Origin of the sequence: Saccharothrix syringae (assembly GCF_009498035.1) — a bacterium.
In the GTDB taxonomy this organism is placed as follows: Bacteria; Actinomycetota; Actinomycetes; order Mycobacteriales; family Pseudonocardiaceae; genus Actinosynnema; species Actinosynnema syringae.
The window spans coordinates 4,929,454-4,945,965 of sequence record NZ_CP034550.1; the positions used below are offsets into that span (position 1 = coordinate 4,929,454).

A 16,512-nucleotide genomic window follows, 5' to 3' on the forward strand; every position below is an offset into this window, starting at 1 on the left:
CGCGCCGCGGCCGACCCGGTGGGGGCCCCGGGTCGGCCGCGGCACCCCGTGCCGCGCCGGGACCTCACTCCCGCGCGACGCCCAGGAGGTGGTGGTGCCAGGGCGGCAGGGACACGAACAGCCCCTCGTCGGCGAGTTCGTCCCCGTCGCGGTAGAAGGTCTCCTCGCGCAGCAGCTCGGTCAGGCCGTGGCGGTGCCCGCGCAGGTCGGACCACGGCAGCGGGACGCGGGCCTGGGACGGCGTCCCCGACAGGTTCACCACGACCAGGTGGCGCCGCCCCCCGAGCGCGGTCCACGACCAGGCCAGCACGTTGTGGTGGGTCTGGTTGTCCGGCCAGCCGCGCGGCTCGGCCAGGCGCCACGTCCCCGTGCGCACCTCCTCGGAGGCCACGGTGAACACCAGCTCGTCGTACCACTCGGCCAGCTCGCGGTCGACCGGTTCGCCGGGTGCCCGGCGCAGGAACACCGGCAGCCGCGTGCGGCGGCCCTCGAACTGGCCCTCGTGCCACAGCGTCGCGCCCGGCAGGGTGGCCACCGCCACCGCCGCCGCCCGCCCGGCCTCCCGCGGGAGCCGCTCGGCGACCCGCGGTTCGTCGTGGTTCTCCAGGAAGCGCAGGAGGTGGTCCTGGTGGTCGACGTCCGCGCGCAGGTGGTCGCGCACGCCGCCCGGGTCGAGGCCCACCAGGCGGTCGTAGAGCCGCTTGTCGTAGCAGTAGTCGAAACCCTGCTGCCGCAACGCCCACTCCATGTCCCAGTACACCTCGCCGATGAGCACCACCCCGGGGTGCCGGTCGCGCACGGCGGCCAGCACCGCTGGCCAGAAGTCCTCGGCCGGCGCGGGCCCGGCGCGGTCGCCCCACGTCCGGGCGAACACCTCGTTGGTGGGCAGCATCGCCATGTCGCAGCGGATGCCGTCGCACTGGTCGGCGATGTCGGTCAACGCCTCCACCGCCGCCGCGCGCGCCGCGGGCGAGAAGGCGTCGAGCTGGACGACGTCCGGCCACGGCGGGAAGTACGGGTCGCGGCCGCGGGCGAGCACCTGGTCCCCGACCACCAGCCAGGCCGCCGGGTCGGCGACCAGGTCGTCCCGGTCGCCCCGCACGAACGCCTCCGGGCACTGCGCCACCCACGGGTGGTCGGGCGCGACGTGGTTGGGCACGTAGTCCAGCACCAGCCGCGCACCGCGCTCCGCCAACGCCGAACGCGCCGCCGCCAGCCCCGCCGGGCCGCCGAGCGCCGCGTCCGCCACGTACCGGCGCACGCAGTACGGCGAGCCCACCACGTCCTCCTCCCGCAGGTCGGGCAGCGCCTCCCGCAACGACGCCCGGGTGTCGGCGTCGACCAGGTCGAGGCCCGCCCGGCTGCGCTCCCACACCCCCATCAGCCACACCGCGTCGACGCCGGGCCGGGCCACCGCGTCCCACTCGTCCTCCGGCACGTCGCCCAGCGTCACGGCGCGCCCGGCGGCGCGGGACAGCCCGGCCAGCCACGCCGCCGTGTTCACCTCGTAGACCACCGGCCGCGCGGGCCACCCCGTCATCGCCGCACCCCCGACCGCTCCAGGCCGCGGAACAGCAGCGGCAGCAGCGCCACCGTGCCGGTCCACCCGGTCTGGTGGCTCGCGCCGAGCCCGGTGCCGTCGTCGCCGTGGAAGTACTCGTGGAACAGCACCAGGTCCCGCCAGTGCGGGTCGTCGCGGAACAGCGCCCGCCTGCCGTTCGCCGGTCGCGCGCCGTCGGGGCCGGGCAGGAACAGGCGGGTGAGCCGGTCGCCGATCTCCCGGGCCACCTCCCGCAGCGTCATCGACCGCCCCGAGCCGGTCGGGCACTCCACCTCGAACCCGTCGCCGAAGTAGGCGTGCAGGTTCAGCAGGCCCCTGATCAGCATGACGTTGACCGGGAACCACACCGGACCACGCCAGTTGGAGTTGCCGCCGAACATGCCGCTGTCGGACTCGGCGGGCAGGTACCCGACGCGGTGCTCCCGACCGTCCACGGAGAACACGTACGGGTGATCCAGGTGCCACCGCGACACCGAGCGGATGCCGTACGGGCTGAGGAACTCGTCCTCGTCGAGCACCCGCGCCAGGATCCGCCGCAACCGCTGCTCGTCGAACAGGGCGAACAGCGCCGGGCCGGACCCGTGCGCCTGCCCGCCGTGCGCCCACAGCGCGGCCGTGACGGCCGGGTGCCGGTCGAGGAAGTCGGCCGCGCCCCGGACCAGCCCCGGGAACCGGGTGCGCACCGCGCCGTCCACGACGGTCGCCGCGGCCAGCGGCACCAGCCCCACCACGGACCTGACCTTCAGCGGCACCGAGGTGCCGTCGGGCAGCCGCAACACGTCGTAGAAGAAGCCGTCCTCCTCGTCCCACAGGCCGACGCCGTCCGCGCCGACGTGGTTGGTGGCCGCCGCGATCCAGGCGAAGTTCTCCAGCAGCACCTGCGCCTGCTCCAGGTACGCCGGGTCGTCCTCGGCCAGCTCCAGCGCGATCCGGACCAGGCTCTGCGCGTAGAGCGCCATCCACGCGGTGCCGTCGGCCTGGTCGATGCGGCCCCCGGTGGGCAGCGGCGCGTTGCGGTCGAACACCCCGATGTTGTCCAGGCCGAGGAACCCGCCCTGGAAGACGTTGCGCCCGTCGGCGTCCTTGCGGTTGAGCCACCAGCCGAAGTCGCGCGTCAGCTTGGCGAAGGCGTCGACCAGGAACGCCCGGTCGCCCTCGCCCCGCGTCGCCTTCTCCAGCTCGTGCACGAACAGCACCGCCCACGCGTGCACGGGCGGGTTCGCGTCCCCGAAGTTCCACTCGTAGGCGGGCACCTGGCCGTTGGGGTGCAGGTAGCGCCGGTCGAGCAGCAGTTCGAGCTGGCGCTTGGCGAACGCGGGGTCGACCACGGCCAGCGCCACCGCGTGGAAGGCCAGGTCCCACGCGGCGAACCACGGGTACTCCCACTTGTCGGGCATGGAGATGACGTCCTCGGCGACCAGGTGCCGCCAGTCGTGGTTGGGCAGCGGCGAGGTGGCCAGCGGGTCCGCGCCCCGCTCGGTGAGCCAGCGCTCGACGTCCAGCGCGTAGTACTGCTTCGACCACAGCATCCCGGCCAGCGCCTGGCGCACCACCGCGCGCTCGTCGTCGGTGAGGTCGCCCGCGGTGATCTCGGCGTAGAACTCGTCGGCCTCCGCGCGCCGCGCGCCCAGCACGCCGTCGAAGTCGCCGAACACGTCCTCGACCTGGCCCAGGCCCGCGCGCGGCGAGTCGGTCAACCGCACCCGCACCGACGCGCTGCCCCCGGCGGGCACCCGGAACGCGCAGTGCACGGCCGCCTTGGTGCCGATCCCGCTCGGGTCGATCCCCGACATGTCCCCGTGCACGACCGCGCGGCCGATGCCGTCCTTGACGTACGGGGTGGCGTTGGGCGAGCCGAACACCCGCTCCTCGTCGGTCTCGTTCCCGGTCACCAGCACCGGCGCGGCGCGGTCGACGTAGAGCCGGCGGCTGCCCAGCTCGGCGCTCTCCGCGCGCACCACCGCGGGCCCCGCCGACCCGGCGACCGCGCCGAGCACGGGCCGCTCCGCGCCACCGGCCCACGACCAGGTGTGCCGGAACCACAGCGTCGGCAGCACGTGCAGGTCGGCGGCCACGGGACCGCGGTTGTGCGCGGTGACGAGCATGAGCACGTCGTCCGGGCCGGCCTTCGCGTACTCCACGACCACGTCGAAGTACCGGCCGCCGTCGAAGACCCCGGTGTCGAGCAGCTCGTACTCGGGGTCGGACCGCCCGCGCACCCGGTTCGTCGCGACCAGGTCGGCGTAGGGGAACTCGGCCTGCGGGTACTTGTAGAGCATCTTCAGGTACGACGAGGTGGGGGTGGCGTCGAGGTAGAAGTAGCACTCCTTGACGTCCTCGCCGTGGTTGCCCTCGCCGTTGGCCAGGCCGAACAGCCGCTCCTTCAGGATCGGGTCGGCGCCGTTCCACAGGGCGGGCGCCAGGCACAGCAGCTGCCGGTCGTCGCAGATCCCGGCGAGCCCGTCCTCGCCCCACCGGTAGGCCCGGTAGCGCGCCTGCTCGTGGGTGAACGACGACCAGGCGTCGCCGCCGCCCAGGTCCTCGCGCACCGTGCCCCACTGCCGCTCGGCCAGGTAGGGGCCCCAGCGGCGCCAGGGCACCCCCGCCGCGGCCTCGTCGAGCCGCCGTCGTTCCGCTCGCATGCTCTGCTCCTCGTCTCCGCGGGTCACCGGGTGCGCGCGACTTCCGAGCCGTGCACCACGACGGCCCACACGACCACGACACACAGTCCGATCACGACGGTCGACCACACCGGTTGCAGGGCCACGAAGCCGATCTGCACGATCGCGTTGGCCGCCGCGAACACCACCGCGACGACCCGCGCCCACGCCGCACCGGTGAACAGCGCCGCCCCCGAGATCGCGATCAGGCAGCCGAGCACCAGGTGCGTCCAGCCCCACCCGGTCAGGTCGAGCACCAGCACCTGCTCCGGGCCGACGACGTAGAAGTCGTCGTCGAACAGCGCCACCACGCCCTCGATGACGCCGAACACCCCGATGATGATCATCATGATGCCCGCGAAGCCGATCCAGCCGCTCCACGGGCTGTACCGGGGAGGCCGGCCCTCCCACGAGTGGTAGCCGGTCGCGCGGCCCGCGTCCTCGGTCATGTCGGTTCCTTCCGTCCTGATCCGCCGTTGCCCCGACCACGCTGGTCGTCGGGCGGCGGGACCTCTTCCCCCGCGGCGGACGACCCGCCGTCGTCGCGGGTGAACCGCGAGCGCGACCTCAGCAGCGCGGCGACCCACCCCGCTCTCGGGTCCACGTCCACCAGCACGGCGGTGACCAGCAGCGTCGCCGGGACCGCGAGCAGCATCCCCAGCGGCCCGAGCACCCAGCCCCAGAACACCAGCGCCACGAACGCGGTCGTCGCCGACAGGCCCACCGCGTCCCCGGTGACGCGCGGCTGCACCAGCGACTGCGCGACGAAGTTGACGACCACGTACACCGCGCACACCACCAGCGCCTGCCGCACCCCGGCGCCGAGCAGCGCCAGCAGCGCGGGCGGCACGAGCCCCAGCAGGAAACCGATGTTGGGGATGTAGTTGGTGACGAAGGACAGCAGGCCCCACAGCAGTGCCAGCGGGACCCCGATCACCGCCAGGGCGACGGTGTCGGCCACCGCGACCAGCGCGCCGAACAGCGTGGTGACCGCCAGGTACCGGCGCGTCCGGACGGCGAACGCGCGCAGCGCGCCGCCGAGCAGGGGCCGGTCGACGGCGATCTCGGCCAGCCGGGCGTCGAAGCCACCCGCCTCGGCGCTGAGGAACAGCAGCAGCGCCAGCAGGAACACCAGGTTCGTCGTCAGCCCGGCGAGCCCGCCGAGCAGCGAGCCCAGCGACGACAGCACCCGCACCGGGTCGACGTGCTCGACGACCTCGCGCAGCCGGCCGGGATCGCCCGCGACGCGCCCCAGCAGGTCCGCGCCACCCACCACGAGCCGCCGCCCCCGGTCCGCGTACCTGGGCAGCAGCGCGCCGAGCCGGGCGACGGACACGACCACCACCAGCCCGAAGGACACCAGCACCCCGTACACCACGACGACCGTCGCCGTCGTCGCGGCCCACGACGGCACGCCGCGCCTGCGCAACCGGTGGTGCACCGGGGCGGCCGCGACCACGACCAGCAGCGCCAGCAGGACCGGCGCGAGCAACCAGGCGGTGGCCCGGATGCCGGCGACCACCACGACCGCCGACGCGCAGCCCAGCAGGACCACCAACCCGCGCGGTGCCACTCCGCGCTCCACGAGGTTCTCCGCCACGACGCCTCCGTCCGTCCGGGGAGGACACCGTGGCACGCCGTCGAACCGGCGTTCTTCACCCGCCGGGGGCGAAGGGCTCCGGCGGGTCACCCCGTCCGTGCGGGGTCGGGGGAGCACGCGCCGCGCAGGGTGGTCGGCATGGAGACCCCACAGCAGCAGGACCACCCGCGGATCGCCGACCACGGCCTCATCGGCGACCTGCGGACGGCGGCCCTGGTGGCCACCGACGGCACCGTCGACTGGTGGTGCGTGCCGCGCTTCGACTCGCCCACCGTGTTCGCGGCGCTGCTGGACCGCGACGGCGGCCACTGCCGGATCCGCCCCGCCCGGTCCCGGGCGCCCGGCAGGCAGCTCTACTTCCCCGACACCGCCGTGCTGATCACCCGGTTCACCACCGACGAGGGCGTCGGCGAGGTGGTCGACTTCATGCCGCCCTCACCCGACCCGGCCACCGCCACCCCGAGGTGGCTGGTCAGGATGGTGCGCTGCGTGCGCGGCCGCGTCGAGTTCACCCTCGACGTCGCGCCGCGCTTCGACTACGGCCGGGCACCGCACCGGACCACCGTCACCGACGAGGGCGCGCTGTTCGAGGGCCCGGACACCGCCGTGGTGCTGCACACGGTCCGCGAACCGGGCGACACCGGCGCGGCCGAGGTGCGCCTGGACGGCGGCGGTGACCTGCACGCCGGGTTCACCCTGGGCACCGGGCAGGTGCGCGGCATCGTGCTGGAGCCGAACCCCGCCGGCCCGCCGCGGGCGCTGCGCGTGGCCGAGGTCGAACGCGCCTTCCGGGACACCGCGCGGTTCTGGCACGACTGGCTGGCCCGCTCCACCTACCGGGGCCGGTGGCGCGAGGCGGTCGACCGGTCGGCGGTGACCCTCAAGCTGCTCACGCACGCGCCCAGCGGCGCCCTCGTCGCCGCGCCGACCGCGGGCCTGCCCGAGCAGCTCGGCGGCGAGCGCAACTGGGACTACCGCTACACCTGGGTCCGGGACGCGTCGTTCGCCGTGTCGTCGCTGCTGGACCTCGGCTTCACCGACGAGGCCGCGGCGTTCGCCCGGTGGCTGGCCGACCGCTACGAGGAGGCCGGGACCGGGCCGGGCGGCCCGCTGCGCGTCCTCTACCGCGTCGACGGCTCCGCGGACGTGCCCGAGCACGTCCTCGACCACTGGGCGGGCCACCGGGGCTCGGCGCCGGTCCGGATCGGCAACGCGGCGGGCGACCAGCTGCAGCTCGACGTCTACGGCGAACTGCTCGACGCGCTGCACCGCGCCCACGGGCGCGGCCTGCGGATCGGGCACCGCGGCTGGCAGGCGCTGCGCGGCGTCCTCGACTGGCTGGCGGACAACTGGGACCGGCCCGACGAGGGGATCTGGGAGACCCGCGGCGGCCGGCACGACTTCACCTACGGCCGGGTGATGAGCTGGGTGGCCTTCGACCGCGGCCTGCGCCTCGCGGCGGACCAGGGCCTGCCCGCGCCGGTCGAGCGGTGGCGCGAGGCCAGGGACCTGGTGCACGACCAGGTGTGGCGGCGCGGCTGGAGCCCGCGGCGGCGCGCGTTCACCCAGCGCTACGGCGCCGACGTGCTCGACGCCTCGCTGCTGCGCATGGCCCGCGCCGGGTTCGTCGCGCCCCACGACCCGGCGTGGCTGGCCACGCTCGCGGCCGTGGAGCGCGACCTGGTCGTGGACGGCCAGGTGCTGCGCTACGACCCGGTCGCGTCCCCGGACGGCCTGGCCGGGGCCGAGGGCACGTTCTCGCTGTGCACCTTCGACTACGTCTCGGCGCTGGCCCGCAGCGGGCGGGTTCCGGAAGCCCGGCTGCTGTTCGAGAAGGCGCTCACCCACGCCAACCACCTCGGCCTGCACGCCGAGGAGATCGGGCCGACGGGCGAGCAGTTGGGGAACTTCCCCCAGGCGTTCACCCACCTGGCGCTGATCGACGCCGCGATCACGCTCGACGGCGGGGTGGCGGGGGAGCGGTCGTGGGTGCCGTGGTGAGCGGGGGAGCGGTGGTGGTGTGGGGTTTCGGCACCGAGGACGGCGCCCGGGAGGCGTTGGAGCTGCTGGAGGAGCGGTGGGCGGCGGGTGGACCGGCGTTGTGCGACGCGGTGGTGGTGCGGTGGCCGAGCAGTGGTCGTCGGGCCGTGGTCCGGCGGCCGGGGCGGGTGGTGGGTGATGCCGTGCTGGGGGGTGCGGCCTGGGGCGTGCTGCTCGGGTTGGTCGTCCCCGGGCCCCTGCTCGGGGTGGTGGTGGGCGCGGGTGTGGGTGCCGGGGTCGGTGGGCTGGTCGCCTTGCTGACGCGGCCGGGCATCCCGGTCGGCGCGGTCGACGAGGTGCGCCGGCGGGTCGTGCCGGGGACGTCCGCGCTGGTGCTGCTGCCCGCCGACGCCGCCGACCGGTTGTCACGGGCCAGTGGCGCGGAACCGGGCCGGCACCCGTGATCCGCTGGGTCGGGACGGTGGCCGCCGTCGTCGTCCTGGTGGCCGCGTACCGCTGGTTGCCCGACGCCGGGCCGACCGCCCCCGGCGTCGGCGTCCGGTGGGCGATCGGCCTGGCGGTGGTGGCCGTCGTCCTGGCCTGGCAACTGCGGGCCGTCGCCCGGTCCCGCCACCCCGTCCGGCGGGGCCTGCGGGCGCTGGTGCTCGTGGTCGCGCTGTTCCTGCTCGTCTTCGCCAAGAGCTACCAGCTGCTGGCGCTCGCGCACGACGGCGCGTTCTCCGAGCCCCTGGACGAGGACGACGCCCTGTACTTCACCGTCACGGTGTTCGCCACCGTCGGCTTCGGCGACCTCGTCCCGCTCTCCCCGCCCGCGCGGCTGCTCGTCACCCTCCAGATGCTGGGCGACCTGGTGGTCGTGGGCGGCGCGGCGCGGCTCCTGGTGATCGTGGCGCGCAACCGGTCACGAGGGCTGGGCACCGGACCGCCGGGGCAGCAGCAGCGCCACGCCGAACCCCGCGACCGCCACGCCCCCGAGCACGGCCAGGGCCGCGGCGAAGGTCCTCCCGTCCGCCGACCCGGCCACGACGGACCCGGCCAGCGCGGTACCGAGTGACGCGCCCAGGTTCGACGCGCTGCGGGAGACCCCGGAGATCGCGCCCTGCGCGTCGGGCGGCCACGCCGACTGGACCAGCGTCACCGACGCCGTGAGCATCGTCCCCAGCCCGGCGCCGAGCACCAGCAACCCGGGGACGAACGACAGCAGCGTGGTGTCCTTGCGCACCAGCGCCAGCAGCAGCGCCACGCCCGCGACGGTCGCCGCGAACCCGATGCGGATCAGCCGCCGCTGGGGGTGCCCGCGCGCCGCCCGCTCCGCCACCGCCGCCGCGAGCAGCACCCCGGCCGTGGCCGGCAGCAGCACCAGGCCGGTGCCGATCGCGTCCAGCCCGCGGACCTGCTGGAGGTACACCGAGACCACGAAGAACGCGCCCTGGAGCACCAGCCACTGCACCAGTTGCGTGACCAGGCCGAGGTTCGACCCGAGGTCGCGGAAGACCCGGGACGGGCACAGCGGGTCGCGGCCGGCGCGCTCGCACGCCCGGACGTGCCGGGAGAAGCACCACAGCACCACGACGCCCAACCCCACCGACGACCACACCCGCCACGAGGACCAGCCGTGCGCCCCGGTCCCCAGGACACCGATCACGACCAGGGCCAACCCGGCCGCCGACAGCACCGCGCCCCGCACGTCGAACCGCGGCCGGGGCCCGCGCGGCACCGGGTCGGTGACGCGCCGGGACCACACCAGGACCACCACCACGACGGCCACCTGGAGCAGGAACGACGCCCGCCACCCGACGCCGCTGGTGACCAGCCCGCCGATCAGCGGCCCGGCCGCCGCGCCCAGCCCGCCCGCGGCGCTGACCACCCCGAAGTTGCGGGCCCGCGCCGCGAGGTCGTCGAACAGGACCGTGACGAGGATGTAGATCGGCGGGATCATCAGCGCCGAACCGACGCCCTCCAGCACCGAGTACCCGAGCGTCATCAGCCACGGCCCCGGCGCGAGCGCGGCGAGCAGCGCGCCCGCCCCGTACACGACGAGCCCGCCGACGAAGCACGCCTTGCGGCCCAGCACGTCGGTCAGCCTGCTGCCGGGCACCATCAGGGCGGCCATCGTCAGGGTGAACAGCGTGATCGTGGTCTGCACGCCGGCCACCGTCGTGCCCAGGTCCGCGGCGATCGCGCTGATCGACACCGTCATGGTGGTCGCCGCGTAGCTCGCGATGAACTGCGCCAGCGCCAACGGCGCCACCACCGCACGTCCCCGTTCCGTCACACCGGCCTCCCGTCCGCGTCGATGACCCCACCGTGGCACCGGGCCGCGCACCGCCTCGTCACCCGCGGCGGGCGACCCACCACCCGGTTTCACCTGCGGCGGGTGTCGTCCGCGCCGGCGCCCGCGGGTGACCCTCCAGGTCCGCAGTCGAGCACTGGAGAGGAGATCCGTGCGCACACCAACCCTTGTGGACGGCCGTGACCTCGTCGACGTGGTGCGCCCCGTTCACCCGGTCGCGTCCGCCTACCTCGGACCACCGCCCGACCTGCCGTGGCGCACCCGGCTGGGCGCCCTGGTGGACCGCCTGCGCGAGGACGGCGCCGACGAGCCGACGGTCGACGACGTGGTGGCCGCCCTGCCCGACGAGCCCGGCACGCCCCTGGCCGTGTTCGCCGACGGCGGGCACGTCCCGGCGGTCTTCGCCACCCCCGGCTCCACCGGCCCCGACCTCGTGCGGGTCGGGGGCCCGGCGCACGTGCTGCCCCTGCTCGCGTGGGCGCAGGACCGGCCCTCGTGCGTGCTGGTGGTCGAGGGGCGCGCGGCGGTGCGGGTGGCGGTGTTCCCGGGCCACCTGGAGCAGGCGGTCGCCGCCGAACCGGTGCGGTGCGCGCCGGGCGCCACCGTGGACGTGTGCCGCGCGGCCCTGGGCAGGTCGCGCTCGCGGCTGGTCGCGGTGCGCGGCGGCGTGCGGCTCGTCGAGCGGATCAGGACCGCGTTCGCCCCGGACGTCACGGTCCGGCCGGTGCGCACGCCCTCCGCCGAGCGCCTGGCCGAGGTCGCCCGGACCACGGCCGCGCTGTGGAGCGCGCAGAGCGTGGCCGACCTGGCGGACCAGGCGCGCCTGCCGGGCCACGCCGCCCAGGGCGTCGACGCGACGCTGGACGCGCTCGCCCGCGGCACCGCGCGGGAACTGCTCGTGACGACCGGGCCCGGCAGCGGCGCGACCGCGTGGTTCGGCCGCCGGGCCGAGCAGGTGCGCCCGGACGACCCCGTCCCGCCGCCGTGGCCGGCGCGGCGCGGTGCGGCGGTCGACGTCGCCGTCCGCGCGGCCCTGCTCGGCGGTGTCGCGGTCCGGGTGCTGCGCCCCGGCCTGCCCGGCGCGCCCGCCGGTGGCCTGGGCGCGCTGTGCCGCTTCCCGTTGAGCGTGGTGCGACCGTGACCGCCGACCTGGTGCCGCTGCACACCGACTTCGACGTGGCGTGGCGTGGTTACCGCCGCGGCCAGGTGCGGCGGTACGTGCGCGAGGTCGAAACCGAGCTGCGCCTGGTCACCGCGGACCGCGACGCCACGGCCGAATCCCTCGACCTGGTGGTCGCCGGGCTGGCGGCGGCCCGACGCGAGAACCACGAGCTGCGCGAACGCCTCGACCGGGTCTGCCGCGCGCCCGTCGACCCCGCCGGGACCTCCGAACGCCTGCGCCACCTGGTGGACCTGGCCCACGAGGAGGCGGCGGAGATCACCCGGCGGGCGCGGGCCGCGGCCGAGCGGTCCTGGGCCGGCCTCCGCGCCGCCGAGGCCGGCTACCGCCGCCGCCACGAGTGGCTGCTCGCGCAGTTGGAGGCGCAGCGCGCGCACGCCGAGACCGAGCACCGCGCGGCGCTGCACCGCACCTGCGCGGCGCTGGCCGTCCTCACCCGACAGGCCGAACAGCGGCGCCGCGAGCTCGACGCGCGGGCCGAGCGGCTGCGCGAGCAGGTCCGGCTCGACTTCGACCTGGCGATGTCCGGCCGCCGCGCCGAGGCGTTGCGCGCGCTCGACGCCCAGCGGACCGCCGCGCGCGAGCACGCCGAGCGGATCGTGCGCGCGGCCGAGGAGCGGGTGACCGTCCTCACCGGCCGTCGCGACCGGATCGCCGCGGACCTGCGGGCCGTCGGCCGGCTGCTCGTCCGCGCCCAGGCGGTGCTCGGACCGGGGCCGGACCCGCTCGGTTCGGCGAGGCCCGAGTTGCCCGGCCCGCGCGAAGGGCACCGCCGATCGCCCACGCCGGATGATGCGCCGGCACCCGCGCTCCCAGTGGACTGACCTCCGTCCCCACACGACGAGACACAGGAGACGGTGGCATGGCTACCTTGACCATCTGGCGGTTCGACACGGCCGCCGGCGCGGACGACGCCGCGAGGGTGCTGGCGACCCTGGCCCGGCGCGAGCTGATCAAGATCCACGACGCGGCCGTGGTCGCGTGGCCGGCCGACCGCAAGAAGCCGAAGATCCGCCAGGTCAACGACCTGCGGGGCCGCGGCGCGCTCACCGGCGCCTTCTGGGGCACCCTGCTGGGCCTGCTGTTCCTGATGCCCCTGGTCGGCGCGGCGGTCGGTGCCGCGGCCGGCGCCCTGACCGCCGGGCTGGCCGACTTCGGCATCGACGACGACCTCATCAAGGAGGTCCGCTCCCGCGTCACGCCGGGCTCGTCGGCGCTGTTCGTGCTCAGCTCCGACGCGGTGATCGACAAGGTCCGCGACGTGTTCGCCGGGGGAGAGCAGCCCGAACTGCTCTACACCAACCTCTCCGAGGAGCAGGAGAGGGCGTTGCGCGAGGCGTTCGCCGACGACTGACCACCCACCACCCGCGTGCCGCCCCCGTTCGTCGGGGGCGGGGGCGGCACGCACCCCCGCACCGATCGGTACACCCGAACGGAGTCCACATGAGACGCAAGACCAACCACCAGAGACGGCTGGTCGTGTTCTGCTTCCTGCTCGTGCTCGTCCCGCTCACCACCCAGCGCGCCCAGGGTGGACCGCCCTGCCGGACCACCGGCGCGGAACTGCTCGCGGCGCTGTTCCTCCCGCTGGCGGTGCCCAGGTCGGCGTGGCGGTTGGCCCGCCTGGCGGAACTCGTTCCAGGGCACGTGGCCGAGCGGTCGGAGCCGGACCGGGGAGGCGAACCGTGCCCGACGGGGAAGCCGTAGCGGTGCCGCGCCGGCGGCTGCTCGACGTGCTCGACGGCTGCCTGTCGCGGACGGGCACCCCGCCGGTCGCGGTGGTCTGCGCGCCCACCGGCGCCGGGAAGACGGCCCTGCTGACGACGTGGGCCCGGCACCGCGCGGACCCGGACGCGCCGCGCACCGCCTGGGTGACGCTCGACGCGCGGCACGGTCACGCGGACCACCTCCGGTCGGCCATCCGCGACGCCGTGCTGCCGACCGCGGCACCGGGCGGGTTCTCGCCGGTCTGCCTGGTCCTCGACAACGCGCACGAGCTGTCCGGGCGCCCCGCTGCGCGGGAGCTGGCCCGCCTGGTCAGCCGCGCGGAGGTCCGGCTCGTACTGGCCGGCCGGTTCCCGTTCCCGCTGTCGCGGCAGTGGCTGCGGGACCGCGGCAGGCTCCGTGAAATCGGCCCCGAAGACCTGGCCTTCACCGCGCCGGAGGCCGCCGAGCTGCTGGGGGCCCACGGCATCCGGCTGCCCCCGGCCGAACTGGACGTGCTGCTGCGCTGCACGAAAGGGCAGGCCGCCCGGTTGCGCCTGGCCGTGACGTCCCTGGTGGCGCGGGGCAGGCCGGTCATGGGCGCCCCGGTCGCGGTGCCCGTGCCGAGGCGGTCGCCCGCGGGGGCCACGACTGTGAACCCGGCCACCCCGCTCGGCGTGGCCCGCGCCCGAGGTCTGTGAACATCGGCCCGCATCCGTCACCCACAGCGGATGAGGACCGTTCGGCTTCACCACCTCCATGATCGGTACGGCCCCCACCGCCGGACCCCGCTCCGGGCGGAACCGGCGATCGCGGTGACCCGCGCACCTGACGGTTTCGAACGCATCGCGGATCAGGAGGACATCGAGCATGGCTGACCGGCAAGCCCCGTCGGAACCCGACCCCGCCCGTACGGTGGCGCCGCCCAAGCTCCGCGTGCCGACCCCGGCCCCGCCGGTGGTGAAGCGGGACCGCCTGCTCCGGGCGCTGGACGAGCACACGTCGGCCGGGTCCGCGCCACCGCCCATCACCGTGGTGACCGGTCCCGCCGGTTCGGGCAAGACCACCGCCCTGGCGACCTGGGCGGCGCGGCGCGCGGCGACGAACCCGGTCGGCTGGGTGAGCCTGGACGCGCACGACAACGCGCCCGCCTACCTGTGGACCGCCATCACCGAGGCGTTGCGGACGGTCGTGCACCCCCCGAACCACCCGGCGTCCCTGCCACCCGCGACCTCGGCGGCCGAACCGGACCACCCCGCCGCCGTGATCGCCGCGCTCGACCGGGCCACCACACCGGTGTGCCTGGTCGTGGACGACGTGCACGTGCTGACCGACCGCACCGCCCTGCGCGGCCTGGAACTGCTCGTGCGGCACACCCCGGCGCAGCTGCGGCTGGTGCTGGCCGGTCGCAGCACGCCCCCGCTGCGGCTGTCCCGGCTCCGGCTGGAGGGCAGGCTGCGCGAGGTCGACGGGCGGCAGCTCGCGTTCACCAGGCAGGAGGCCGAGGCGCTGTTCACCGGCCACCACGTGGAACTGGCACCGGACGACGTGGACCTGGTGCTGCGGCGCACCGACGGGTGGACCGCGGGCCTGCGGCTCGTCGCCCTGTCGGTGGCCGCCGCCGGGTCGGGTGAGGACACCCCGCTGCAGGGCGCCGTGCCGATGGTCTCCGAGTACCTGGCCGAGGAAGTCCTCGGCCGCCAACCGGAGCACGTCCGGGAGTTCATGGTGAGCACCAGCATCTGCGACACCGTCTGCGCGGACCTGGCCGCCGCCGTGTCCGAGCAGCCCGGCACCGGACCCCTGCTGCACGACCTGAGCCGCGCCAACTCGCTGGTGACGGCCGTGGAGGGCGCCGAGGGCTGGTACCGCTACCACCCCATGCTGCGCGAACACCTCCTGGCCGAACTGGACAGGTCGAGACCGCGGGACCGCCCGCGGCTGCACCACATCGCCGCGACGTGGCACCGCGACGCGGGAAGACCGCTGACCGCTCTGGAGCACGCCGTCCAGGCCGAGCACCCGGACCTGATCGGCGACCTGGTCGGCGCGGCCGGCCTCGGCGAGATCCTGCGCAGCGACGGCGACCGCCTGCACGACCTGCTCAAGCTCATGCCAGCCACCGCGTTCGGCCGCCCCGTCGTGGCGCTGATCGCGGCGTTCGCCGCGCTGGAGCGGGGCAACGTCCCGCTGGCCGACTGGCTGACGGCCCAGGTCGACAACCCCGCCCGCGCGCTGAAGAGCGACCACGCCCGGGCGCTGCACGCCACCGTCCGCCTGCGCCGCGCCCGGTTCGACGGCGAGTGCGCCGAAGCCCTCGCCGCCATGCGCACGACCACGGCGGGCCGGACCGGCGACCTCGACCTGGACGTCGCCGCCCGCCTCAACCGGGGCATCGCCGAGCTGTGGCGGGGCGAGCACGAGGCCGCCGACGAGGACCTGTACCAGGGCCTGAGGCTGGCCGCGGAACAACGGCTCGACCACGCCGTCCTGCTGAGCCTGGTGCACCTCGCGGCGCTGGCGTGCGCCCGCGGCGACCTCGCCGTCATGGTCGAGCACGCGAGCCGGGCGGTCGAGTTCGCGGTGGAACGCCACTGGGAGCGCAAACCCGGCACCGCCCTGGCGTACGCGCTCCTCGCGGTCGCGGCGCACCAGCGCCTGGACGACGTGGAGGCGTCCCGCTTGGCGTCGCTGGGCGCGGAGGTGCTGTCCGAACCGACCGATCGCACGGTGGAGCTGACCGTGGCCAGCGCGCACGCCGTCACCGCCTTCCAGGACGCCGGCGACCCGCACGCCGTGGTGGCCGCCCTGTGGCGGCAGTGGGACGGTTTCCAGCAGCCTTTTGTCGCGGCGCACCTGGTCGCGTCCGTGGCGCCCGCGGTCCAGCGCATGGCGCTGCGGGTGGGGGAGCACCAGTGGGCGGGCGCGATGGCGCCGAGGATCGAGGCGGCACTGGGTCCCTGCGGGGAGCACGCGCTGCTGTCGGCCACGGTGCAGTCGCACCGGGTCGGCCAGGCCCGCAAGCTGATCGAACCCGTGCTCAGCGGCGAACTGCCCTGCGTCGCCGCGTCGACCCTGATCGACGTGTGGCTGCTCGAAGCGACGCTGGCGGAGCGCGAAGGCGCCGCCCAGCAAGCGCACGAGGCCGTGCGCAGGGCGTTGAGCGCCGCCGAACCCCTCAACGCCGTCCGCCCGTTCCTGGAGGCGGGCAAACCGATCCGCGACCTGCTGGCCACGGGCGCCGGGCGGTTCGGCAGGTTGGACCGCTACGCCACCACCGTGATGCTGGCCCTGCCGACCGCCGGCACGGGCACGGTCGACGGCCTGACCGTCCGGGAACGCGACCTGCTGGTGGAGTTGCCGTCGATGCGCACCGCCGAGGAGATCGCCAACTCGATGTTCGTGTCGGTCAACACGGTCAAGACCCACCTGCGCGGCATCTACCGCAAGCTCGGCGTCAGCCAACGCCGGGACGCCGTGGTCGTGGCCCGCCAACGCGGGTTGATCTGACCC

The 16,512-nt window shown here is 75.4% G+C and carries 13 protein-coding genes and 1 pseudogene; 9 read left to right on the top strand and 5 right to left on the bottom strand.

Annotation, left to right across the window (positions count from 1 at the left end):
* Nucleotides 1-64: 64 nt before the first annotated feature.
* Genes EKG83_RS21415 through EKG83_RS21430 form a run of 4 tightly spaced genes read right to left on the bottom strand, consistent with a single transcriptional unit; the run spans nt 65 to nt 5,821 of the window.
* Nucleotides 65-1,540 carry an alpha-amylase family protein gene (locus tag EKG83_RS21415; protein WP_033429656.1) on the bottom strand — a complete coding sequence of 492 codons (1,476 nt, stop codon included), beginning with the start codon at nt 1,538-1,540 and terminating at the stop codon, nt 65-67.
* Complete coding sequence (locus EKG83_RS21420) at nt 1,537-4,203, bottom strand: MGH1-like glycoside hydrolase domain-containing protein (protein ID WP_228122741.1); 2,667 nt, start codon at nt 4,201-4,203, stop codon at nt 1,537-1,539. The genes EKG83_RS21415 and EKG83_RS21420 overlap by 4 nt, the downstream gene beginning before the upstream one ends.
* A 23-nt stretch (nt 4,204-4,226) precedes the next feature.
* Nucleotides 4,227-4,670 carry a DUF7144 family membrane protein gene (locus EKG83_RS21425; protein ID WP_051765208.1) on the bottom strand — a complete coding sequence of 148 codons (444 nt, stop codon included), beginning with the start codon at nt 4,668-4,670 and terminating at the stop codon, nt 4,227-4,229.
* Complete coding sequence (locus EKG83_RS21430) at nt 4,667-5,821, bottom strand: AI-2E family transporter (protein WP_170191796.1); 1,155 nt, start codon at nt 5,819-5,821, stop codon at nt 4,667-4,669. Before EKG83_RS21430 ends, EKG83_RS21425 begins: the two co-directional genes overlap by 4 nt.
* Nucleotides 5,822-5,959: 138 nt before the next feature.
* On the opposite strand from EKG83_RS21430, the gene EKG83_RS21435 reads away from it, so the two are divergent.
* The 3 genes and pseudogenes from EKG83_RS21435 to EKG83_RS48010 all read left to right on the top strand — a co-directional run.
* Entirely contained in the window at nt 5,960-7,822 is a 1,863-nt protein-coding gene (locus EKG83_RS21435; protein ID WP_033429833.1) for a glycoside hydrolase family 15 protein, read from the top strand.
* Nucleotides 7,807-8,265: a DUF1269 domain-containing protein gene (locus tag EKG83_RS21440; RefSeq protein ID WP_051765206.1), complete on the top strand. Its 459-nt coding sequence runs from the start codon at nt 7,807-7,809 to the stop codon at nt 8,263-8,265. Before EKG83_RS21435 ends, EKG83_RS21440 begins: the two co-directional genes overlap by 16 nt.
* Before the next feature lie 203 nt (nt 8,266-8,468).
* A pseudogene (locus tag EKG83_RS48010) lies at nt 8,469-8,651 on the top strand (ion channel); the annotation flags it as partial.
* A 72-nt stretch (nt 8,652-8,723) separates the two neighbouring features.
* Here the strand turns inward: EKG83_RS48010 and EKG83_RS21450 are convergent.
* Nucleotides 8,724-10,097, bottom strand: coding sequence for an MFS transporter (locus tag EKG83_RS21450; RefSeq protein WP_153278268.1), 1,374 nt, complete (start codon nt 10,095-10,097; stop codon nt 8,724-8,726).
* Nucleotides 10,098-10,266: 169 nt separating this feature from the next.
* On the opposite strand from EKG83_RS21450, the gene EKG83_RS21455 reads away from it, so the two are divergent.
* From EKG83_RS21455 to EKG83_RS21480, 6 genes are all read left to right on the top strand, one after another.
* A complete protein-coding gene (locus EKG83_RS21455; protein WP_153278269.1) occupies nt 10,267-11,256 on the top strand; it encodes a hypothetical protein in 990 nt (329 codons plus the stop codon).
* Nucleotides 11,253-12,119, top strand: coding sequence for a hypothetical protein (locus tag EKG83_RS21460; RefSeq protein WP_051765205.1), 867 nt, complete (start codon nt 11,253-11,255; stop codon nt 12,117-12,119). The genes EKG83_RS21455 and EKG83_RS21460 overlap by 4 nt, the downstream gene beginning before the upstream one ends.
* 38 nt (nt 12,120-12,157) lie before the next feature.
* A complete protein-coding gene (locus EKG83_RS21465) occupies nt 12,158-12,649 on the top strand; it encodes a DUF1269 domain-containing protein (RefSeq protein ID WP_033429652.1) in 492 nt (163 codons plus the stop codon).
* 89 nt (nt 12,650-12,738) lie between these two features.
* Complete coding sequence (locus EKG83_RS21470; RefSeq protein ID WP_033429651.1) at nt 12,739-13,002, top strand: hypothetical protein; 264 nt, start codon at nt 12,739-12,741, stop codon at nt 13,000-13,002.
* Nucleotides 12,981-13,700 (top strand): hypothetical protein, encoded by a 720-nt coding sequence (locus EKG83_RS21475; RefSeq protein WP_153278270.1) that lies wholly within the window; start codon nt 12,981-12,983, stop codon nt 13,698-13,700. Before EKG83_RS21470 ends, EKG83_RS21475 begins: the two co-directional genes overlap by 22 nt.
* Before the next feature lie 169 nt (nt 13,701-13,869).
* Nucleotides 13,870-16,509: an AAA family ATPase gene (locus EKG83_RS21480; protein ID WP_051765203.1), complete on the top strand. Its 2,640-nt coding sequence runs from the start codon at nt 13,870-13,872 to the stop codon at nt 16,507-16,509.
* Nucleotides 16,510-16,512: the final 3 nt, after the last annotated feature.

Bases quoted from the DNA above. Each gene is read 5' to 3' on its own strand.
- EKG83_RS21480 (WP_051765203.1), top strand. From the start codon at position 13,870: ATGGCTGACCGGCAAGCCCCGTCGGAACCCGACCCCGCCCGTACGGTG.
- EKG83_RS21425 (WP_051765208.1), bottom strand. From the start codon at position 4,670: ATGACCGAGGACGCGGGCCGCGCGACCGGCTACCACTCGTGGGAGGGC.
- EKG83_RS21470 (WP_033429651.1), top strand. From the start codon at position 12,739: ATGAGACGCAAGACCAACCACCAGAGACGGCTGGTCGTGTTCTGCTTC.
- EKG83_RS21415 (WP_033429656.1), bottom strand. From the start codon at position 1,540: ATGACGGGGTGGCCCGCGCGGCCGGTGGTCTACGAGGTGAACACGGCG.
- EKG83_RS21465 (WP_033429652.1), top strand. From the start codon at position 12,158: ATGGCTACCTTGACCATCTGGCGGTTCGACACGGCCGCCGGCGCGGAC.
- EKG83_RS21420 (WP_228122741.1), bottom strand. From the start codon at position 4,203: ATGCGAGCGGAACGACGGCGGCTCGACGAGGCCGCGGCGGGGGTGCCC.
- EKG83_RS21435 (WP_033429833.1), top strand. From the start codon at position 5,960: ATGGAGACCCCACAGCAGCAGGACCACCCGCGGATCGCCGACCACGGC.